19 protein-coding genes are annotated in these 21,262 nt (G+C 67.6%); 10 read left to right on the top strand and 9 right to left on the bottom strand.

Annotated elements, in window-relative coordinates:
- Positions 1-5 precede the first annotated feature (5 nt).
- Entirely contained in the window at positions 6-695 is a 690-nt protein-coding gene (locus ACTIFP_RS02150; protein ID WP_439567074.1) for a uroporphyrinogen-III synthase, read from the bottom strand.
- A complete protein-coding gene (gene hemC, locus ACTIFP_RS02155; RefSeq protein WP_439567075.1) occupies positions 692-1,639 on the bottom strand; it encodes a hydroxymethylbilane synthase in 948 nt (315 codons plus the stop codon). The genes ACTIFP_RS02150 and hemC overlap by 4 nt, the downstream gene beginning before the upstream one ends.
- Positions 1,640-1,701: 62 nt before the next feature.
- On the opposite strand from hemC, the gene tsaD reads away from it, so the two are divergent.
- The 3 genes from tsaD (at position 1,702) to ACTIFP_RS02170 (ending at position 5,355) form a co-directional block, all read left to right on the top strand.
- The gene (gene tsaD, locus ACTIFP_RS02160; protein ID WP_439567076.1) at positions 1,702-2,736 is read left to right on the top strand and encodes a tRNA (adenosine(37)-N6)-threonylcarbamoyltransferase complex transferase subunit TsaD; all 1,035 of its coding nucleotides are present in this window, start codon (positions 1,702-1,704) and stop codon (positions 2,734-2,736) included.
- Positions 2,733-3,740, top strand: coding sequence for an NAD(P)H-dependent glycerol-3-phosphate dehydrogenase (locus tag ACTIFP_RS02165; RefSeq protein WP_439567077.1), 1,008 nt, complete (start codon positions 2,733-2,735; stop codon positions 3,738-3,740). The genes tsaD and ACTIFP_RS02165 overlap by 4 nt, the downstream gene beginning before the upstream one ends.
- Before the next feature lie 76 nt (positions 3,741-3,816).
- Entirely contained in the window at positions 3,817-5,355 is a 1,539-nt protein-coding gene (locus tag ACTIFP_RS02170; RefSeq protein WP_439567078.1) for a lipopolysaccharide biosynthesis protein, read from the top strand.
- Between the two features lie 13 nt (positions 5,356-5,368).
- Here ACTIFP_RS02170 and ACTIFP_RS02175 read toward each other — a convergent pair whose 3' ends face one another.
- Complete coding sequence (locus tag ACTIFP_RS02175; protein WP_439567079.1) at positions 5,369-5,626, bottom strand: hypothetical protein; 258 nt, start codon at positions 5,624-5,626, stop codon at positions 5,369-5,371.
- A 57-nt stretch (positions 5,627-5,683) separates the two neighbouring features.
- Positions 5,684-6,682 carry an adenosine kinase gene (locus ACTIFP_RS02180; RefSeq protein ID WP_439567080.1) on the bottom strand — a complete coding sequence of 333 codons (999 nt, stop codon included), beginning with the start codon at positions 6,680-6,682 and terminating at the stop codon, positions 5,684-5,686.
- Between the two features lie 108 nt (positions 6,683-6,790).
- On the opposite strand from ACTIFP_RS02180, the gene ACTIFP_RS02185 reads away from it, so the two are divergent.
- Positions 6,791-7,474, top strand: a complete 684-nt coding sequence (locus ACTIFP_RS02185; RefSeq protein WP_439567081.1) for an EI24 domain-containing protein — start codon at positions 6,791-6,793, stop codon at positions 7,472-7,474.
- The gene (locus tag ACTIFP_RS02190; protein ID WP_439567082.1) at positions 7,471-7,851 is read left to right on the top strand and encodes a hypothetical protein; all 381 of its coding nucleotides are present in this window, start codon (positions 7,471-7,473) and stop codon (positions 7,849-7,851) included. Before ACTIFP_RS02185 ends, ACTIFP_RS02190 begins: the two co-directional genes overlap by 4 nt.
- A gap of 7 nt (positions 7,852-7,858) precedes the next feature.
- On the opposite strand, the gene queG is transcribed toward ACTIFP_RS02190, so the two are convergent.
- Positions 7,859-8,911 (bottom strand): tRNA epoxyqueuosine(34) reductase QueG, encoded by a 1,053-nt coding sequence (gene queG, locus ACTIFP_RS02195; RefSeq protein WP_439567083.1) that lies wholly within the window; start codon positions 8,909-8,911, stop codon positions 7,859-7,861.
- Positions 8,912-8,978: 67 nt separating this feature from the next.
- Here queG and ACTIFP_RS02200 point away from each other — a divergent pair, with 67 nt between their 5' ends.
- From ACTIFP_RS02200 to msrB, 4 genes are all read left to right on the top strand, one after another.
- Positions 8,979-9,932: an ABC transporter ATP-binding protein gene (locus ACTIFP_RS02200; protein ID WP_439567084.1), complete on the top strand. Its 954-nt coding sequence runs from the start codon at positions 8,979-8,981 to the stop codon at positions 9,930-9,932.
- Positions 9,929-11,224, top strand: coding sequence for an ABC transporter permease (locus ACTIFP_RS02205; protein WP_439567085.1), 1,296 nt, complete (start codon positions 9,929-9,931; stop codon positions 11,222-11,224). The genes ACTIFP_RS02200 and ACTIFP_RS02205 overlap by 4 nt, the downstream gene beginning before the upstream one ends.
- A gap of 68 nt (positions 11,225-11,292) precedes the next feature.
- Entirely contained in the window at positions 11,293-12,549 is a 1,257-nt protein-coding gene (locus ACTIFP_RS02210) for a cytochrome P450 (protein WP_439567086.1), read from the top strand.
- Between the two features lie 136 nt (positions 12,550-12,685).
- Positions 12,686-13,108, top strand: a complete 423-nt coding sequence (gene msrB / locus ACTIFP_RS02215; RefSeq protein ID WP_439567291.1) for a peptide-methionine (R)-S-oxide reductase MsrB — start codon at positions 12,686-12,688, stop codon at positions 13,106-13,108.
- Here the strand turns inward: msrB and ACTIFP_RS02220 are convergent.
- The 3 genes from ACTIFP_RS02220 to ACTIFP_RS02230 are packed head-to-tail and all read right to left on the bottom strand — an operon-like array spanning position 13,089 to position 16,946.
- On the bottom strand, positions 13,089-14,954 hold the full coding sequence (locus ACTIFP_RS02220; RefSeq protein WP_439567087.1) for a hypothetical protein: 1,866 nt from the start codon (positions 14,952-14,954) through the stop codon (positions 13,089-13,091). The genes msrB and ACTIFP_RS02220 overlap by 20 nt on opposite strands.
- Positions 14,951-15,382, bottom strand: coding sequence for a GtrA family protein (locus ACTIFP_RS02225; RefSeq protein WP_439567088.1), 432 nt, complete (start codon positions 15,380-15,382; stop codon positions 14,951-14,953). Before ACTIFP_RS02225 ends, ACTIFP_RS02220 begins: the two co-directional genes overlap by 4 nt.
- A 25-nt stretch (positions 15,383-15,407) precedes the next feature.
- Positions 15,408-16,946, bottom strand: a complete 1,539-nt coding sequence (locus tag ACTIFP_RS02230) for an NAD(P)/FAD-dependent oxidoreductase (protein WP_439567089.1) — start codon at positions 16,944-16,946, stop codon at positions 15,408-15,410.
- Positions 16,947-17,109: 163 nt separating this feature from the next.
- On the opposite strand from ACTIFP_RS02230, the gene ACTIFP_RS02235 reads away from it, so the two are divergent.
- Positions 17,110-18,072 carry a patatin-like phospholipase family protein gene (locus tag ACTIFP_RS02235; RefSeq protein WP_439567090.1) on the top strand — a complete coding sequence of 321 codons (963 nt, stop codon included), beginning with the start codon at positions 17,110-17,112 and terminating at the stop codon, positions 18,070-18,072.
- Positions 18,073-18,478: 406 nt separating this feature from the next.
- Here ACTIFP_RS02235 and ACTIFP_RS02240 read toward each other — a convergent pair whose 3' ends face one another.
- Positions 18,479-21,262: an MSCRAMM family protein gene (locus tag ACTIFP_RS02240; RefSeq protein WP_439567091.1), complete on the bottom strand. Its 2,784-nt coding sequence runs from the start codon at positions 21,260-21,262 to the stop codon at positions 18,479-18,481.

Consider the following 21,262-nt stretch of genomic DNA (forward strand, 5'->3'; position numbering starts at 1 on the left):
CGACCCTATTTTTGACCCTTGTGGCACAAAGCACCCGCCAGTGCCAACATTGACGCGTCGTCGGGCTGCGCCGCAGCGGCGCGTTCGGCCCAGCCGTCGCCCGCCTTCGCGGCGACCGCGGGGCTGATCGCGACGAGCATCAGATGCGCGCGCCGCGACCCGACCAGGTCGGAAATCCGCTGCGCCGCGCGCGCCGAATGGGCGAGCAGCACCGCTGGGGCGGCGACGCGTTCCTCCCAGCCGGGCGGCGGATCAACCGCATCGACCGCATAACAGGCCAGCGGCTCCAGCGCCGCACCGCGCGAATCGAACCCGGACCGCTCGCGGCCGCAAAGCCATAAGATCCGGGCGATTTTTTCTGACGTCATGGCATCAAGAAGGCTTTGAGCACCCGCTGCGCCGGTCTGCGCGACGGTCAGTCCCGCCGCCCGCGCGGCATCGGCGGTGGCGGTGCCCACCGCATAAACCGGAAGCACCGCCAACCCTGCAAGCTGCGGCCCGGCGAGCCGCACCGCCTGCGCGCTGGTGAGCAACAGCGCGTCGAAATCGGCGGGCGATGGCGCTGTCCACGCGATCGCCCGCGCCGCAAACAGCGGCATCGCATAAGCGTCAAGGCCCAGCGCCGCGGCGCGCGCGGTCGTGGCGCTATTGCCCGGTTCGGGGCGGGTGACGAGCAGCGGCAGACCGCCGTTCATGCCGCGAACAGCCGCCGCACCGTATCGGGGGCGTCGTCGAGCAAACGCCGCGCCAGCGCCGCCGCGGCATCGTCATGATCGATCACCGCATAGCCCGCGGCATGATCGGCGCCATCCTCGGAAAAAATTTCGGCATCGAGCCGCAGCGTGCCATCGTCCAGCCAGCGCGCATGCGCCGCCACCGGCGATCGGCAATCGCCGCCCAGCGCCGCCAGAAACGCACGTTCGGCCGCCACCGCACGGTGGGTCGGCGCATGGTCGATCGCGCGCAGGAGCGCCAGCGCAGCGCCATCGGCGGCGCGGCATTCGATGCCGATCGCGCCCTGCGACGCCGCGGGCAGCAGGATCGCCGCATCTTGCGCGCTGCCCACCGCGTGCATCCCCAGCCGGTCGAGCCCCGCCGCCGCCAGCAGGGTCGCGTCGGCCTCGCCCGCCGCCAGCTTCGCCAGCCGCGTCGCGACATTGCCGCGCAGCAGCACCGGCACCAGATCGGGACGGATTCGCCGGATCTGCGCGGCGCGGCGCGGGCTGCTCGTCCCCAGCCGCGCGCCATACGGCAGGTCGGCGACGCTCGTCGCCACAATGCCCTCGCGCACCACCAGCCGGTCGCGTGGATCGGCGCGTTCGAGCATCGCACCGAGTGCAAAGCGCGCATCGCGCAGCGTTTCGACGTCCTTCAACGAGTGGACCGCAATGTCGATCACCGCGGCGTCGAGCGCCGCATCGAGCTCGCGCGTCCACAGCTCCTTGCCGCCGACCTCGGCAAGCGCGCGGTCCTGGATGCGGTCGCCGGTCGCGGTCATCGGCACGATTTCCAGCGCCTCGGACGCGATGCCATGGGTGGCAATCAGCGCCGCCGCCGCCATATGCGCCTGCGCCATCGCCAATGGCGACGCCCGCGTGCCGATCCGCAGCGGATTCTCGATATCGGGAAGTTCGGTCATCGCGACGCTGCTAGCGCGGCTTGCCCTGCCGATAAAGGGGCGGGTAAGGGGTGCGCACGATTATGACTCTCATCCTTGGCCTTGAATCGAGCTGCGACGAAACCGCGGCGGCACTCGTCGACAGCGATCGGCGTATTTTGGCGCACCGCGTCGCGGGGCAGGAGGCCGAGCACGGCCCGTTCGGCGGGGTCGTCCCCGAAATCGCGGCGCGCGCGCATGTCGACCGGCTCGCGCCGATTGTCGCCGGGGTGCTTGCCGATGCCGGTGTGTCGCTCGCCGACGTCGATGCCGTCGCCGCGACCGCCGGTCCCGGCCTCATCGGCGGGGTGATGGTCGGGCTCGTCACCGGCAAGGCGCTCGCGCACGCCGCGAACAAGCCGCTGATCGCGGTCAACCATCTCGAAGGTCATGCGCTGTCGCCGCGGCTTGTCGAGCCCGGCCTCGCCTTTCCCTATCTGCTGCTGCTCGTTTCGGGCGGCCATTGCCAGTTGCTGCTGGTCAGAGGCGTGGGCGATTATCGCCGCCTCGCCACCACGATCGACGATGCCGCGGGCGAGGCGTTCGACAAGACCGCCAAGCTGCTCGGGCTTGGCTATCCCGGCGGCCCAGCGGTCGAGCGGATCGCGCAGGATGGCAATCCGCACGCCGTGCCGCTACCGCGCCCGCTGGTCGGCAGCGCCGAACCGCATTTCTCGTTCGCCGGGCTCAAAAGCGCCGTCGCCCGCGCTGCGGCCAGCGAAACGCACAGCGTCCCCGACCTCGCCGCCTCATTTCAGCAGGCGGTCGTCGACTGCCTCGTCGACCGCAGCCGCATCGCGCTCACCGCCTGCCCGGAAGCGACCGCGTTCGTCGTCGCCGGCGGAGTCGCCGCCAATGGCGCGATCCGGACGGCGCTCACGGATCTCGCCGCGCGCTTTGATCGCCCGTTCGTCGCGCCGCCTTTGTGGCTGTGCACCGACAATGGCGCGATGATCGCCTGGGCCGGGGCCGAACGCTTCGCCGCCGGGCTTTTCGACGATCTGTCGGTCGCCGCGCGCCCGCGCTGGCCGCTCGATCCCGCGGCGGAAACCGTGCGCGGCGCCGGAGTGAAAGCATGACTCGTGAAAGCATGACGTCATACAAGAATTTCGGCGTGGTCGGCGGCGGCGCGTGGGGCACCGCGCTCGCGCAGCTGCTCGCCGCCGATGGGGCGCCGGTGCGCCTGTGGGCGCGCGAGGATGATGTCGTCGCCGCGATCAATGCCGAGCATCGCAATCCGGTCTTTCTGCCCTGCGCCGCGCTGTCGCCCTCGCTCAGCGCGACCGGCGCGCTCGCCGACATGGCCGCTTGCGATGCGCTGCTGATCGTTGTGCCGGTGCCGTTCCTGCGCGCGGTGCTCGCCGATCTGCCTGCGGGCGATGCGCCGCTGATCTTTTGCAGCAAGGGGATGGAGGCAGGCAGCTTCGCCTTCCCGATCGATATGGCCCGCGACCTCGCGCCGCTGCGGCCGCACGCGGTGCTGTCGGGGCCGACCTTCGCACACGAGGTCGCCGCCGGCCTCCCGACCGCGATCACCCTCGCCGCCGCCGATCCCGATCTCGCCACCGCCATCGCAGGCGCGATCGCGCGGCCGCATTTCCGCCCCTATGTGTCGACCGACGTCATCGGCGCCGAGATTGGCGGCGCGATCAAGAATATCCTCGCTATCGCCTGCGGCATCGTCGACGGCGCCGGACTCGGGCTCAACGCCCGCGCCGCGCTGATCAGCCGTGGCTTTGCCGAAATGACGCGGTTCGGGCTGGCGCGCGGCGCGCAGGCAGAAACGCTCGCGGGGCTCGCCGGGCTCGGCGATCTTGTCCTCACCTGCACCTCTTCCAATTCGCGCAACTTCGCGCTCGGCCAGGGCCTCGGCCGCGGCGAAGATGCTGCGGCGCTGATGGCCGACCGCCGCACCGTCGCCGAAGGCGCGTTCAGCGCGCCCGTCATCGCCGCAGCGGCGCGCGCCGACGGCATCGACATGCCGATCTGTGACACGGTGGCGCGGCTGGTCGCGGGCGAAACGCGCGTTTCCGATGCCATTCACGCCCTGCTCAGCCGCCCGCTGCGATCCGAGGGTCGGTGATCGATTGCACAGATTTGCCTGCGCCCCCGCGCCGCGCTAGACTGCGGGCCGGGGAACAGCAGAAGGGGCGGCGGGCTTGAGCCAGACGGACAGCGCAGCCGCGCCCCCTTCATCCGCGGGCGCCCTCTCGGGCGATGCCGACACCGCCGCGCTCGCCAAGGGCGGGCGCACCAATTTCTTCGGCTTCATCCTGCGACTCGTCGCGCGCCTGCCGTTCCTTTATGTCGCCGGGCGCTGGTACGGGCCTGAAGCGGTCGGGCGCTTTGCCTTTGCCGTGCTCGTCATCGAACTGGTCGCGCAGCTCGCGACGCTCGGCCTCAAACGCGGGCTCGCGGAGCAGTTAAGCGCGCCCGGCGCCGATCATCGAATGGTGGTTTGGGATGGCATGTTCGTCGCGCTGCTCGCCTCGGCGGCGGGGTCGGCGCTGCTTTTTCTGCTGCCTCAGCTCATGTTTCCCGCGGGCGATGTCGGCGGTGCCGATCGCTGGATGGCGCTGTTGGTATTCGCCATTGCTGGCACCGACATCGCGCTCGCCGCCTCTGCCTATCGTTTCGACATCGGCGCGACAGTGCGCGCGCGTGCGATTGTCGAGCCGTGGGTGATCAGCGCCGCGGCGGCGGGTTTCTGGTTCGTGTCGGTGCGCGATGGCCTGATGCTGTCCTATGCCGCCGCGATGATCGGCGCCTTTCTGACCGCGCTGATCCCGATGCTGCGCCATTATGGCGGCCCGCGCGGCTGGCAGCCGCACCCAGCCAATCTGATTGCGGTTGCGCGGCGCAACGCGCCGCTCGCTGCCGCCGACGCGATCGAATGGGGCACGCGCCGTCTCGACCTGTTCATCCTCGGCCAGTTCACCTCGCCGACGATCTACGGCATTTATTACATGGCCCAGCAGGTCGCGTCGCTGCCGCAGAAGCTCAAGACCAGCTTCGAACCGATCCTCGGCCCGGTCATCACCCGCAACCTCGCCGAAAACCGGCTTGCTGCCGTGGCGGCACAGGTCAGCCAGGTCGGCTTCTGGATCATCGCCGCACAGGCGGGGGTCGCGCTGGCGCTCGGCATCCCGGGTGAGGCCGTCATGGGCCTCGTCGGCCCCGAATTCGTCAGCGGCACCGCAGCGCTCGCCTTCCTGCTCGCCGCCGAGGTCGTCGCCGCGACCGCGGTCGTCAGCGAGGCGGCGCTGGTCTATGTCGCGCGGCACCGCAATCTTTTGATCAGCATCGCGACGCTCGCGCTGCAGGCGGTGTTCAGCGTCGCGCTGATCCTGCTCGCGAAATCGATGGACATGCCGCCGATCACCTATGCCGCCGCCGTCGCGCTCGCGCTGATGCTCGCGCTCGGCTTTGCCTCGCTGGTCAAGGCGCGGCTGCTCGCGCATGTGCTGAAGGCGCCGGTCAACAGCCTGCGCTGGGCGCTCGTCTGGGCGACCGCGGGCGCCGCGATCCTCGGCTGGGGCGCGACGCAACTGCCCGAATGGGCCGAGCTGCTGATCGGCGTGCCGGTGATCCTCGGCATTTATTCGTGGCTGATCTGGACCCGCGGTTTCGGTCCCGCCGACCGCGCGCTGTTCAAGAAACATCCTGAGGCGGCGGACGCCGAGCCCGCCGCCACCTAGGATCTGGTGCTGATTATTTCACCGCATCCTGCGCGGCATCGCCGACATCCTGCGCCGCGTCGCCGACCTTCTGCGCGGCTTCGGTGATCGCGCCGGTCTCGGCGCTATCGTTGGCGAGGAACTGGAACGCGAAAAAGCCCGCGACCGCCAGCACGACGAGCAGGATCAGGCCCATGCCCAATCCGCCGCCGCGCCGCGGTTCGCGGTCGATGATCGTCGTGGTGTGCGTCGTCCCGTCGGGCGCGCGCGTTTCGTGAATCTCGTCGGCCATGTCATCCTCCTGTGCCATTCATCTGGCGCATAGGACGCGTTGGGTGGCCGAAGGTTCCTAGCCGAGCCGTGCGGCAACCTTGGCGCGAAGGTCGGTCTGTGCGCGCGGCCCGACCTGCGCGATGATTTCGCGCGCGCACACCGCGCCCATCGTCAGGCAGTCGGCAATCGGGCGCCCTTCGGCCAGCCCGGCCAGGAAACCGGCGGCGAACAGATCGCCCGCCCCCGTCGTGTCGACGACATCATCGATCGGCTCGGCGGCGACTTCGGTGCGTTCGCCGTTCGTCACCGCAACCGCGCCATGCTCGCCGCGCGTCGCGACGAGCAAGGGCACCTCGGCCGCGACCTTCGCAAGCGCGGTTTCAAAATCGCCTTCCTGCGCCAGTTCGAGCAGCTCGGCCTCATTGGCGAACAGGATGTCGATTTCGCGCGCCGCCATCATCCGACGGAAATCCGCGCCATGCCCGGCGACGACGAAGGTGTCGGACAGGGTGAAGGCGACACGGCGGCCCGCCGCCTTGGCCAGCCCGATCGCCTCGGCCATCGCGGCGCGCGAGGCGTCGGCGTTCCACAAATAGCCTTCGAGATAGAGGATGTCGGCGTCGGCGATCAGCGCCGCGTCGAGCGATTCATGCCCCAGATTCTGCGACGCACCGAGGAAGGTGTTCATCGTCCGCTGGCCGTCTGGGGTCACCAGGATCAGGCAGCGTGCGGTGGGGGCGCCCTCGTCCGACGGCAGTGTGTCGAAAGCGACGCCGAGCGAGGTCAGGTCGTGGGTGAACACCTGGCCCAGCTGATCCTGCGCAACCTGGCCGATAAAACCGCAGCGGCGCCCGAGCGCCGCCATCCCGGCGAGCGTGTTCGCGGCACTGCCGCCCGACATTTCGATCGCCGGACCCATCGCCGCATACAGCCGCTCGGCCTCATCGGCGTCGATCAGCCGCATCGATCCTTTGGTCAGCCCCTCGGCGGTGATCAGCGCGTCATCGGCGCGAGCAAGGACGTCGACAATCGCGTTGCCGATGGCAACAACGTCGAAACGGGCGGTGGCGGCCATGAAATATCCTGTGGTGCGCGGGGAAAAGCTGCCGCGCTTTAGGGATGCGGGCCGATCAAGGCAAGCGCGACGCTTGACGCACGCCCCGCCGCCCACCATCCCCGGACCATGACCCGCGCCGTCCACGCCTTTCTGCTCGCGCTTCGGGATCTGCCGAACCCACGCGTGCTGCGCATCCTGCTGCAAAGCCTCGCTCTCACGCTGCTCCTGCTGATCGTCGCGGGCGCCGGGATCTGTTTCGCCGCGCGATGGGCGATGGACCATTGGGAATGGCTCGGCTCCGCCGAACGCGACATGGCGGGAATCTTGGTCGTCCTTGCGATCATCGCGGGCAGCTGGCTGTTGTTCCGCGCTGTCGCGATCGTCGTCGTCGGATTGTTCGCCGATGCGATCGTAGCCGATGTCGAGGGGCGCCATTATCCCGCCGCGGCGGCGCGCGCCGTCGATGTCGGCTGGCGGCAGAATATCCGCTTGGCGCTTGCATCGGTGGTGCGGCTGATCGGCGGCAACCTGCTCGCGCTGCCGGTCTATATCCTGCTGCTCGTCACCGGCATCGGCACCCCGATCTTCGCGCTGTTCGTCAACGCCCTGCTGCTCGGACGCGATCTGGAGGCGATGGTGCTGGCGCGCCACCCCGACCACCCGCGGCTGGGCCGCGCTGCGCGCTGGTCGATCGGGCTGCTGTCCGCCGCAAGCTTTGTGGTGCCCGTCGCCAATCTGTTGGCGCCGATCGTCAGCGCCGCTATGGCCGTCCACATGCTCCATTTGGCGAGCGGGGACCAGAAAAGATGATCAACAACAGCCGCTTGGCGATATTCACCGGGCTTGCCTTGCTGCTCGGCGGCTGCGCCGGGAACGCGATACCGCGTGCCACCCCGCCCAAGACACCACCGGCGGCGGGTCCGATCACCGCGCCGCGCCCGACCCAGAACAACAGCCTGATCGGCCGCCCCGCGAACGCCGCGCTGGGGCTGTTCGGCAAGCCGCGCCTCGACGTCGCCGAGGGCACGGCGCGCAAATTGCAGTTCGGCGGCAGTTCCTGCATCATCGACATCTATTATTATGCGCCGAAACAAGGCGCCGATCCGCTCGCCACCCATGTCGATGCGCGCACCCCCGACGGCCGCGATGCCAATGTACCGAGCTGTATCGAGGCGCTGCGCCGTTAGGCTGACGTCACGACGCCAATTCGTCCAGCGCCCAGCGCGCCGCGTCCGCGACCATCGGCGTTTCATCCGCCGCCAGCCGTTCGAGCACCGGCCGAAACCCCGGATCGCCGCTATTCCCCGCGGCAATCGCGGCGTTGCGCACCATCCGACCGCGCCCGATGCGCTTGATCGGCGACCCCGCGAATATCTGCCGGAACCCCGCATCGTCGAGCGCGAGCAAGTCGGCGAGCGACGGCGCGACCAGTTCGGCGCGCGGCAGGAAGGCCCGATGCGCGTGCGCCGTCTCGGCAAATTTGTTCCACGGACACACCGCCAGACAATCGTCGCAGCCATAGACGCGGTTGCCGATCCCGCGCCGCAGGTCGAGCGGGATCGGCCCGTCATGCTCAATCGTGAGATACGAAATGCAACGCCGCGCGTCGAGCTGATAGGGCGCTGGAAAGGCCTGTGTCGGACAGGCCTCCTGGCATGCCGAACAACTGCCGCAGCGGTCGCGCCCGGGCGTGCTCGTTACCAACTCCAGCGTCGTGTAGATCGCGCCCAAAAACAGCCAGCTGCCATGGTCGCGGCTGACCAGATTGCTGTGTTTGCCCTGCCAGCCCAGCCCGGCCGCCGCCGCCAGCGGCTTTTCCATCACCGGCGCGGTGTCGACGAATACCTTGAGCTCTACGCCGGGCGCTTCGGCGACCAGCCAGCGCGCCACCGCCTTCAGCGCCTTTTTGACGACGTCATGATAATCGCCGCCCTGCGCATAGACCGAAATCCGCCCGCGATCCGGATGCTCTGCGAGCGCCAGCGGGTCGTGCGCCGGGGCGTAGCTCATCCCCAGCGCGATCACCGATTTGACCTCGGGCCACAGCCCGCGCGGCGAGCCGCGTTGCGCCGCGCGGCTCTCCATCCAGATCATGTCGCCGTGGCGCCCATCGGCCAGCCACTGGTGCAATCGCGCGGCGGTTTGCGGCGCCGCGCCGGCGTCGGCGATCCCGAACGCGACAAAGCCCTGCGCGCGCGCCACCCCCGCGAGGCGGTCTTCAAGGGTAGGCAAGGCTTCGGCAACCATTGCCGCTCTATACGCGAGCCGTCCGTCCGTGCCATAGCTTGCGGATAGCCAGATCAGGGACCGAGGTTTGAACGATTTCAGCGTCGAGGCGACCGGCCTCACCAAATATTTCGGCGATTTCAAGGCGGTCGACGATGTCTGCCTCGCGGTGCCGACCGGCAGCATCTATGGCGTGCTCGGCCCCAATGGCGCGGGCAAGACCACCAGCCTGCGGATGACGCTGGGGATCATCGACCCCGACGAGGGCAGCAGCCGCGTCTTTGGCGAAAGGCCGCAGGCGGTGCGCCACCGTGTCGGCTATCTGCCCGAGGAACGCGGGCTATATCCCGGCATGAAGGCGCGCGAAGCGATCGCTTTCATGGGCGCGTTACGCGGGCTCGACTGGTCCGAAGGCCGCCGCCGCGCCGCAAATTTCATGACCGAACTCGGGCTCGAACGCGTGATCGACGAAAAAATCCGCAAGATGTCAAAGGGCATGGCACAGATGATCCAGCTGATCGGGTCGATCGTCCATGCGCCCGACCTCATCGTCCTCGACGAACCCTTTTCGGGGCTCGACCCGGTCAATCAGGAACGACTCGAAATGCTCGTCCGCCGCGAGCGTGATCGAGGTGCGACGATCCTGTTTTCGACTCATGTCATGGCGCATGCCGAGCGCCTCTGTGACCGGCTGGCGATCATCGCGCGCTCGCAGCGCCGTTTCGAAGGCACGGTCGACGACGCGCGCGGATTGCTGCCGATGCAGGTGCGCTACACCCCGCGCGGCGACGCTGACACCCGCTCCATCGCCGCGCTGCTCCCGGCAGGCGCCGAACCGCGCGGCGACAGCTGGTTTTTCCCGATCGAGGATGCGGCGGTCGAACCGCTGCTGGCGCGCATCACGACCAGCGGGCTGGGCGTTGCGGGGCTCTCGATCACCCGCCCCGCGCTCCACGATGCGTTTGTCCACATCGTTCGCCAGGTCGATGCCAGCTTCGACGCCGATGCCGGAACCGATGCGGTCGAGGAGGCGCTGGCATGACCCCTTTCCTGAAAAATATGCTCGTCATCGCGCGCCGCGATTTTCTCGCGATCGTCGCCACCCCGACCTTCCTGCTATTCCTGCTCGCGCCGCTGTTCATGGTCGGCATGGGGCTGGCGGGCGGCATGGGCGCGTCGCAGCTTGCCGACAGCGCGCGCGGTACCGGTCGCATCGTAGCGGTCGTCGATGCCGCGGATGTCGAGGCGCTGCGCGCGGCCGACCGCCGCCTCCGCGACGCCTTTACCCGCGGCGACGCGCCGCCGCCGCTCGAATATCGCATCGCCGGGCTGGGCGCGCCCGATCCGCTGGCGATCACCCGCGAAGAGGGCGCCGACACCTATGCGGTGATGACCGGCCCGCTCGCCAGCCCGCGCATCGTCGAGCGCAATGCCGACGGTGGTTCGGGGCGGTATCTCACCCTGCTGGTCAATCAGGTGCTGCGCGACCGCGCCGCTGGCGAAATCGCCCCCGCAAAACCCCGCTTTGAAAGCGTCCAGCGCGGCGGCACCAGCATTGCCGTGCAGCAGTCACTCGGTTTTGGCGCGGTGTTCATCATCTTCCTGCTGACCTTGCTGCTCGCGGGCCAGACGGTGAGCTCGCTCGCCGAGGAGAAGGGCAACAAGGTCATCGAAATCCTCGCCGCCGCGGTTCCGCTCGAGAGCGTTTTCCTCGGCAAGCTGCTCGGCTTTCTGGGGGTCGCGGTGCTGTTTATCGCCTTCTGGGTGGCGATGGCACTCGGCGGCGGGCTGATCGCGGCGATGCAGATCGACCCCGCGACGCTGGCTGCCGCCGAAGGTGCCAGCAAGGCGACCGCGGCGCTCGGCGCGACGCCCGCGACCGACTGGGCATTCTTCCTCGGCATCGGCTTTGTCTATTTCATCCTGTCGTTCCTGCTGCTGGGCGCGGTGTTCCTTGGCGTCGGGGCGCAGGCGGCAACGGTGCGCGAAATCCAGATGCTCAGCCTGCCAATCACGATCTTCCAGGTCGGCATGTTCAGCCTGTCGACCGCCGCAGCGAGCGCCCCGGGAAGCACGCTCGCGACCATCGCGCAGATTTTCCCTTTCTCTTCGCCGCTCGCCATGGCCGCCCGCGCCGCAACCGACGACAGCAAGGCGGTCCACCTGCTTGCGCTCGGCTGGCAGGCGATCTGGGTCGCGCTCGTGATCTTACTTTCGGTGCGCCTCTTCCGCGCCGGAGTACTCAGCGGCGGCGGCAGCTGGAAATTCTGGCGGCGCGGCGGAAGGGCGGCGGCAATCGCCGCCACGACCGCACAGGGCGCCGACCCTCATTGACAAAGCTGTAAATAGTGGCATTCTGCAACTGAATCGGCCGCGCGATGACGGCTGGACGGAGGATAGCCATGGCCACCCAAATTCGCACCGCTCCCGAAATCGCCAACCCGCTCGACGTCAGCCGCGCCGAATTGTGGAGCGAGGACCGCTGGCAGGAACCGATGCGCCAGCTGCGCGCCGAATCGCCAATCTATCATTGCGAGGATTCGAAATTCGGCCCCTATTGGTCGGTGACGACCTATAAACCGATCCAGCATATCGAGGCGCTGCCCAAGATTTTCTCCTCGTCGTGGGAATATGGCGGGATCACCGTCGCGGGCGACGGGGTCGAACATCTGAAAGAAGGCGAAATCCCGCTGCCGATGTTCATCGCGATGGATCCGCCGCAGCACACCGCGCAGCGCCGCACCGTCGCCCCGGCCTTTGGTCCCTCCGAAATCGAGCGGATGCGCGCCGACACGCAGCAGCGCACCAGCGACCTGATCGACACCTTGCCGATCGGGCAACCTTTCGACTGGGTCGAAAAACTGTCGATCGAACTCACCACCGACATGCTCGCGCTGCTATTCGACTTCCCGTGGGAGGAACGCCACCGGCTGACCGCCTGGTCCGACGCGCTGGGCGACATCGAATCCTTCGACACCACCGAACAGCGTCAGGCGCGCACCGCAAAAGCCTTTGAAATGGGCGCCGCGTTCAAGGAATTATGGGATCGCAAGGCGCTGAATCCCGGCCCGCACGACCTCATTTCGATCATGCTCCAATCCGACGCGATGAAGCATATGAGCGAGCATGAATTCATGGGCAACCTCATCCTGCTCATCGTCGGCGGCAACGACACGACGCGCAATTCGATGTCCTCCTATGCCTATGGCCTGCACTGCTTCCCCGAGGAACGCGCAAAGCTCGAGGCGAACCACGACCCCGAACTCGCGGTCAACGCGATGCACGAAATCATCCGCTGGCAGACCCCGCTCGCGCATATGCGCCGCACCGCGATGGAGGATACCGAGCTGTTCGGCCACCAGATCAAGAAGCGCGACAAGATCGCGCTCTGGTACGCCTCGGCGAACCGCGACGAGAGCGTCTTTCCCGATGGCGACCGGATCATCGTCGACCGCGAAAACGCGCGCCGCCACCTCGCTTTCGGCTATGGCATCCACCGCTGCGTCGGTGCGCGCGTCGCCGAGTTGCAGCTCACCACCCTGATCTCTGAAATGCAAAAGCGCCGTCTGCGCGTCAATGTGCTCGCCGAACCCGAGCGGGTGCACGCCAGCTTCGTCCATGGCTATCGCCACATGCAGGTCGAGCTGGAGAAATATTGACGCCGCTTGAAACCCGGTACCATTAACCCACGTATCTAGCGGGAAGGCCCGCCGTTCGGGCCAGGAGACCGCCATGATCGAACGCCGTTTTCTGCTCGCTGGCCTGGCCCTTGGCGGCGGGGTGATCGCCGCCCCGATGCTGTTCGCCAAATCGGCCCGGCCGCAGGCCGTCCCCGGCTGGCGGCTTTCCGAAGCCGAATGGAAAAAGCGTCTGTCGCCGCTGCAATATCGCGTCCTGCGCGAAGCGGCGACCGAACGGCCGTTCAGCCATCCGCTCGACAAGGAAAAGCGCGCCGGCACCTTTGCCTGTGCGGGCTGCGCGCTGCCGCTCTATTCGAGCAAGACCAAATATGACAGCGGCACCGGCTGGCCCAGCTTCTGGGCGCCGCTCAAGGGCGGGATCGCGACATCGACCGACTATGACCTTGGCTATGCGCGCACCGAAGTGCATTGCAAACGCTGCGGCGGCCATCTTGGCCATGTCTTCAACGACGGGCCGAAACCGACCGGCAAGCGTTATTGCATGAACGGCGCCGCGCTCAGCTTCCGCCCGGCTTGATCCGCCACACCGACAGTTTGGTCGAGGTGCCGAGCGGCACGGGTTCGAGCCATGCGGGCGGCGTTCCGGCGTAAAGCTGCGCCGCCAGCGCATCTTTGCGCGCGCGGCGATATTGGATCAGGTCGTTCGCGGTGCTGCAGATCATCACCAGCGTCGCCTTTTGCTTGCGCACCAGTCCCTCGGCCGCGGCCGGATCGCCGACAAAGGCGCGGATCGTGTCGGCCATCGCTTCCTTGTTGCGATGATGTCCCGACGCCACCAGCCCATGGTGGGTCCAGAAAATCACCGGCGCACCCAGGTCGATCGGGGTCAGGATCGTCGTCGCGGGCAGCCGGTTCAGCGCCGCGATCGTCGCCGGATCGAGGCAGGTGCGCTCATAGGCGGTCGGCGCCGCGCTGGCCTCTTCGTCGGCCTTCACCGCGGGGAATACCGTCCCCAGCGCCAGCGCCGCCGCGATGCTGCCGATCGTCGGCAGGGTGAGCGTGGCCGCCGCCGACGCCACTATCCGCGGCAACGCCGAAGGGAGCGACCGCGCCCATGCCCAGGCGCGCAGCCCCAGCCAGGCACAGCCGGGGAGCGCAAACAGATGCGCGGTCGAAACGCTGCGCAGCACGAACAGCGACAGCGCCGCCGCGCCAAACAATGCTATGATCACCGTCGTCCAGTTGCGGCGATCGACCGCCAGCCCCGCGCTGCGCCAGGCGAAGACCGCGCCGACCAGCCCGACGAGCGAGGGCACCAGCACATAAATCGCATCATGCGCCCCGGACGCCCATAGCGGCTGGCCTTCGAGGATGTTGCGGTACCAATATTCGACGACGATCGGGTCGAGCGAGGCGAACGGTCCGTTCGCGCATTGCGGCTCGGTCCACACCAGCGCGCCCGCCGCCGCGACGCCCGCGCCGCCGAGCAGCACCAGGCGAAGCCACACCGCCCCCGGGTTGGCGCGCACGACAGCGAATGTCGCCGCCGCCGCCGCCACGAACGCCGCCATATAGGGCGCCGACAGCGAATCGCACCAGGTTCCGGCCAACCCGACCGGGCCGCGCGTGATAAACTGGATCAGGATGGCGCCGCCCGCGAGCGCACCGATATATCCGCACAAGCGGTTGCGATCGGCGGCGGCGCCGTGGAGCGTCCAGCGCAGCGCCGCCAGCGCAGCGAACAGCGCGACGATCGGAAGGCCTTCGATCGACACCGCGAGCAGCGCCGCGGCGCACGCACCGGCCCACAGCCCGGCGCGCCAGCTCGCGGGGCGGAGCGCCTGCGCCATGATCAGCATCGCAAACAGGATTTGCCAGCCGTGATGATCGACCCGGAGCGGGCGGAACTGCATCACGATAAACCCCGACAGGATCAGGAACAGCGGCGCGACATAAGCGATCCGCCGGTCGGACAAATTTCGATAGCCCAGCGCGCAGGCGACGCTGAGCGCCGCGCCGAGCAGCGGCGGCCACAACGTCATCACGATCCGTTCGGCCATCGCCTGCCCGAACAGCGGTTTCAGGATCAGGATGCCGGCAGCGAGCGGTGCGTCGACGATCCGCGACCAGTGCATCAACACCCCGCCGCCCGCGGGATTGACGCGATATTGCGCCAGATCCCACCAGCTTTGCCCGGCCAGCAGGTCGCGCACCTGCGCCATTCGCATCGCGTCGTCGGTGTCGCGCAGGTTGAGCGCGACGATCGCCGACCAGTTCACGATGATCGCGACCAGGCTCATCGCGCTCCAGATGACCAGCGCGATCCGAAGCGGGGTGAACCATGCCCCCAAATCGAACCCCGCCGAATTTGCCGACACCGTCGGGGCGGCGGCGGCCGCGGCCAGTGCAGGCGTATCGGTCACGCCGCGGTGGCCCGGAAAACGATATGGCGGCGCAACAGATAAGTGGTCTGGAAACTGACGACGATCGCCGCCAGCTTGGCGAGCCGCGGGTCGAGTCCGAACGCGCTGCCGGTGCCGACAATCGCCGTCGTGACCGCCAGGCCGACCAGCGCCGATCCGACGAACAGCATCTTCTGGCGATGCCGTTCGCCCGTGCCGCGCGCCGCGGCGCCATCGGCAAAGACAAGGCGGCTCGATACCAGCCAGTGCACCAAAATCCCGGCGCAATAGCCGGCTGCCGACGCCGGCATCGGCGACAGCCCCGAATCGAGCAGCAGCAGGAACAGCCCCGCATCGCTGCCCAGCGCCAGCCCGCTGGCGAGCAGATAGTTCAGCCAGCGGATCTCGCCGCGGCGGATCGATCCGATCAGTTTGTTGACAGGGAGCATGGCAAGGACCCCTCCGGCCAAGGCTTCAGGCCGCCTTCGTCACGCGCGCCGGCACGTCGCGGACCGACGCCAGCGCCGCCTGCTCGCCTTCGGTGCCGCTTTCGTGATATTCGGCGTCCTCGTTGACGCCCCAGATGTCATAGACGCGTGTCCCGGCGACGATATTGCGCACCGTCAGCATCGCGGTCATCATCGCATGATCCTGGTTGTTGTAGCGGTGCATGCCGTTGCGCCCGACCATGTGCAGCGTCGGATAGCGCGTCTCGAGCTCGCTGCGCATCGTTTCGACATGCGCGGCATAATCATCGTCATAGACCGGATAGGCCTTTTCCTGCCGCACCACAGCGCCGCCGACGACATCCCTGGGATCGCAGAGGCCCAGGATCGCCATTTCCTTCGTCGCCAGCGCGACCAGCTCCTCGTCGCTCGACGCCCACAGCCCGTCGCCCTCGAAACAGAAATATTCGAGGCCAACGCACGCCAGTTCGGGGTCCGGCACCATCTCGGGCGACCAGCTGCGGAAATTCTGCACCCGGCCGACCTGCACCTTGCTGTCGTGGATATAGATCCAGTTGTCGGGGAACAGATCCTCCGACCGGATTTTCAGCGCGACGGTCAGAAAGTCGCGATATTTCAAGGACGGCGCCGCGGACAGCGCGCAGGCGGGCAGCGGATGGATACGCGCCGCCAGTTCGCGCATCGGCGCCGAGCTGATGACATGCGCCGCGTCGATCACGACGTCGCCATCGGGGCCATTGGCGGTCAACCGCCAGCGTCCGCTCACCTGATCCTGCGTCAGCTGCTTGAAGCTGTGGCCCATCAGCACATGGTTGCCGCCCGCCACGACCTTGTCGCGCGCCGCATCCCACATCATGCCGGGGCCAAGCCGCGGGTAGCGGAAGGTTTCGAGCAACGTCTTGGTCGCCATGCCGTCATTCGGGCGCTTGTTGAGCCCCAGGCTGCGCTTCAGCCCGTCGAGCACCGCCGCGCCCAGGCTCAGCCCCTTGATGCGCTGCGCCGCCCAGTCGGCCGACATTTCGTCGCACGGCATGCCCCACACCTTCTCGGTATAGGTCTTGAAAAAGATCGAATAGAGCTTCCGCCCGAACTGGTTGATCGTCCAGTCCTCGAAACTGCGGACATTCTTGTTCGGCAGCAGCTTCGCCTGCGCATAGCTCACCATGCACAAAGTCGAACGCACGATGCCGAGGTTCCACAGCGCCTCGAACGCGCGCAGCGGATAGGAATAGAATTTGCCCTCATAATAGATGCGGCTCATCCGTGGCCGCTGGATAAAATCGTCGGGCAGAATCTCGTTCCACAGATCGACGACTTCCTGGCTTTTCGAGAAAAAGCGGTGGCCGCCGATGTCGAAACGAAAGCCTTCATGTTCGACAGTGCGGCTGATCCCGCCGACATAAACCGGATCCTTCTCGATCACCGTGACCTTATACCCTTGCCGGGTCAGCTGATAGGCGGCGGTCAGCCCCGCAGGACCGGCACCAATGATGGCAACGTCGGCGCTGGTCGGGCGGCCTTTGCTCGAACCGGACATATTGGACATTGATCGACTTCCCCACAGGCAAATTCATGCTCCCGCCCGCTGTGACCAATCATGGATAAAAAGTGGTTAATTCGGGGTCGCGATTCTCGGCAACGCGGCCTTTCGCGGCTTGGGGTGCCGCCCGAATTGCGATAAACTCGGCGCTTGGCCAAGGAGGCGCGACATGGCGGGTGGTCTGGCGATTGTCTTGAGCGGCGGCGGCGCCAAGGGGGCGTTTCAGGTTGGTGTCGTCCACGAACTCGTCGTTAATCGCGGCGTCCGGCTCGATATTGTCGCCGGGGTGTCGACCGGCGCGATCCAGGCGCTGGGGGTCGCGCAGGACGATGTGCCGGGGCTTCTCGACGCGTGGCTCGCGATCCGCGGCAACAGCTCGATCTACAAATCGCGCCCGCTGGGCGTCGTCGGCGGGCTGCTCGGCGAGGATGCGATCTACGACACCGCACCGCTCAAACGTCTGCTCAAGGGCTTTGCCAACGACGCCAAACTGCGCGCCAGCGGGCGCAAATTGTTGCTGGGCGTCGTCAATCTCGGCACCGGTACCTATCGCAGCATCGACGAGACCGTCCCCGGCATCCACAATTGGGTCTATGCCAGCTGCGCGATGCCGCTGTTTTTCGACCCGCTCAGGACGCGCGCGAGCGACGGGACCGAGGAACAATGGGTCGATGGCGGGGTGCGCGACGTGACCCCGCTCAGCGCGGCGCTCGACATGAACCCGCGCGGCGTGATCGCGGTGCGCGCCTCGCCCGCGCCGCGGCCCGGCCCGGTGCGTGTCTTCCCCAATCTGATCAAGATCGGACTACGCGCGGTCGACATATTGCAATCGGAGGTGTCGGCGAACGACCTTGCCGGCGCCGCGCTGATCAATGACCTGATCGCCGCGCGCGAGGGCCAGCTACGCGCGCTGCAAAGCGAAGGCATCGGCGGCGCGCAGGCCGCGCGCATCCTCCGCCCGCTGGACGTCCAGATCGCGCGCTACCGCTTCGCGCCGATCCGTATCATCGAACCCGAAGAGGAAGTCGCCGAAACGCTCGAATTCGACCCCACCAAAATCCGCGCCGCGATCGACGCCGGCCGCCGCGCGGTCGACCGCGAATGGGATGCGCTCGAGCCGTTGCTGAGCTGAATTGCCCCGGGAGCGCCGCTATCGGTTCACCGACAAGCGCGCTTTTTGGGCCTCTTCGCAGTATTCTCCGCGTTGGGTGCACGCGGCTTCGAGCGCCTGGATCGATTTTTCCCATTGATCGATAACATAGGGATCCTTCGCGATAATGGGCGAATAGACTTGTCGGCTCTTCGCTCCCGGGGCCGCGCGGCCCTCGATCGAAGACGGCTCTCCGCTGCCATGTCGCGGCGATGGTACGGCCGAAACCAGCACCGCAAGGAATCCTGCTCCCGCCAGCAGGAGGCCAAGCGACACCGCTATCCACACCGCTTTTCGCACATCATGCCTTCCGGAACCGCCTTCGTCGCTGTGTTTAATCGCTGCCGCCGCCCGGCACGGCAAGCAAATTGCCCACCGTCCCGGCAGGCTATGATCCGGAACCGCCCGCGTCCGGCGGCCCGCGCGCGCTGGTTCCGCCCGACGCCGCGTCGTCCAGCCCCGCGACGTCGCGACGCTGCGGCTTCAGTATCAGCGTGCCGAGCCGGACGCGCGGCGTCGCTTTTCCGGGCACCGCGCCCACCGCAAAATTGCCGTCGAGCCGCAGCGCCGCCGCCGACGCCTGCCCCAGCCGCACCGTGTAACGCCCGTAAGCAACGCTTTCGAAAAGGAAATATCCGTCAAATTCGGTCAGCGTCGTCGCGCGCACGCGCCCTTCGGCATCGACCAGTTCAAGGCCCAGCCCCTCGACCGGGTTGCCGCCGTCGCGCCGCACCACGCCTTCGATCTCGCCCGCCGCCGCCATCGGCAGCGCGATGCGCGTCGCGACGCCGGGGCGCGGCGACACGACCACGCCAGGCAGCGCCGGCTGGACATAGGGATCGGGCAGGCTGCCGGCATCGATGCCGATCAGCACCGGACGGAACGGCTCCAGCCCGTCGATCGTCGCCTGTCCCTGCTGGTCGGTCGCCGCGTCGATAAAGCCGTGGCCCGCGGTCAGCGGCACCCCCGCCAGCGCCGCTTCGCCCGGCTGGCGGATTCCGTCGCCATTGTCGTCCATCCACACATCGGCGATCACCTGGCCACGGCTCGCCAGCTTTTCGCTCGACACCCGCCAGCCGCCATTCGGCTTCGGCCCAAAGCTGAACGCGAGCGACAGCGACGCCGCGAGCGATCCATCGCTCGCCACTTCGCCAAAGCCGCTCAGCTGTAAACGTTTGAAACGGCGTGTATATCCGGCGCCGACCCGCGCCCGGTCGAACCCGCGATCATAGCCGAGTTCGGCGCGCCATTCGGCGTCGCTCCCAGATCGTCCGGCGCCGGCCCATTCGCCGATCAACGCCACCCGCGTGTCGCTGCTGTCGCCCGACAGCGCAAAGCGCGCCTCACCACGCAGGCGGACACGCCCGATCCGGGCATTGGCGAGCAGGCTGGCGGTCAGATTGTCGGGCGGATCGGGACCGATCGGCACCTTGGTCCGACTCCAATCGAGCTGGCCGGTAAAGGTCAGCGCGCGAAAACTCGCCGATGCGCGCGCGCTGGCTTCCAGGCTGGTGATTCCCGACCGCCGATCGATCTGGCGCACGTCGAAATGCAGCGGCAACACCGTCCGCCCCAGCTTGACCGACTGATCGACTGAAATCGAATAGAGGCCATTGATATTGCCCAGGAAACGGTCGGACACAAAGCCGTTCCAGCCGCGCATCGCGTCGGCGCGGACATAGGTTTCGCCGAATGCCGCGAGCCAGCTCGCGCGCACCGCCCCGCCGCTGTCATCCGCATAGCTGCCGCCGACCTCAAGCAAGGTCGGGCCGAGCGAGCGGCGCAGCGCCACCTCGGCGTAATTGCGCCGCACATTTTCGATCATCAGGCTATGGGCATAAGCGGCGACCGACGTCCGCGCGTCGAGCCCGCGCTCGGCGCCCAGCGTACCGCGCCAGCCGCGGCGGAACGGACCGCGCCGCCGCCCGCCAAATTCGATCAGGTCGGCGTCTTCCTGTGCAAACCCCGCCCAATACCAGGTCTGCTGCGGCGGGATCGAATCCATCCCCACCTGCACCTGCTTGATTTCGCGGCGGATTTGCCCCTGCGGACCATAGAGCACGATTTCGAAGCGGTTCGATCCATATTGCAGCGGCACGTCGAGAAATTCGTAGCGGCCGTCGCCATTGGGGCTGGTGAACGCCAGCAATTGGCCGTTGCGATACAGTTCGGCGTCCCAGCCCGCAGGCAAGTCGCCGCGGAAATTGGTCTTGTCGAAACTGTCGGGGCGTTCGACCGGGCGATTGGTGACCACCGCGCCGCGCCCCGGCGCCGACGATGCGACGATTCCGGTCGACAACAGGCTGACGTCGCCCGCGGCATAATGCGTTGCCTTCAGCGGCCCGAGCAGCCGCCCTTCGGGATCGGTGCGATACAGCCGCATCCGCAGGCTGTCGGGCACGCCTTCATTGTCCGACGACAGCCGCGCGTCGAAACTTTGCCCCAGCACCTCGCCCGCGGCGAAAATCTCGTACCGCCCCTGAACATAGGAACCGCCGCGCTTGTCGGACACGAACCCCGCCGAAGCGACGACATCGACCGACGGTGTCGCCCACGCCTGATACGGCCGCGCCGCCTGCGGCAGGCTGGCGAGGTCGAATTGCGCCGTCGGACGGATCGCGGCGGCGCGCGCGCGCCGTTCGGCGGCAAGCTGGAACGGCAGCTTATCCTTGGTATCGATGCGCAGCACCGCGTTCGACAGGTCGGCGGCGATCGGCACCCCCAGCCAGTTGGTCAAACTGTCCAGATCGACGCACCAGCCCGCGGGGGTATCGCGGATCATCGTTGCCGACAGCCGAAAGCTCTGGCTGCCCGCGCGCACTTCGCCCGCGTCGCGGTCGATCGTCAGGCTGCGCCGCTCGTCGAACACCCAGCCGGTTGCGCGGCGCAACTTCTTGTCGACGCGCACCGCCAGATCGAGCGCCAGCACCATGTCGGCCAGGTCGACGCACACCCCCTGCGGCGTCTGATAGCCGCGCACTCCGTCACCCAGCCGATATTGTCCCGAGCGCAGGTCGAACAGCCAGCTGTCGTCCTCGGTCGGCACCCAGCCATCGGCGGCGAGCGAAACAGGCTGGTTATCAACGGCCGCGGCGCCGGCCGGGACAAGCCCGACCAGCGCCAGCCCGGCGAGGATCGCCGGTTTCCATCGAGCAAGCACCGCGCGGATCAC

The organism is Sphingopyxis sp. (assembly GCF_051861155.1).
Classification (GTDB): domain Bacteria; phylum Pseudomonadota; class Alphaproteobacteria; order Sphingomonadales; family Sphingomonadaceae; genus Sphingopyxis.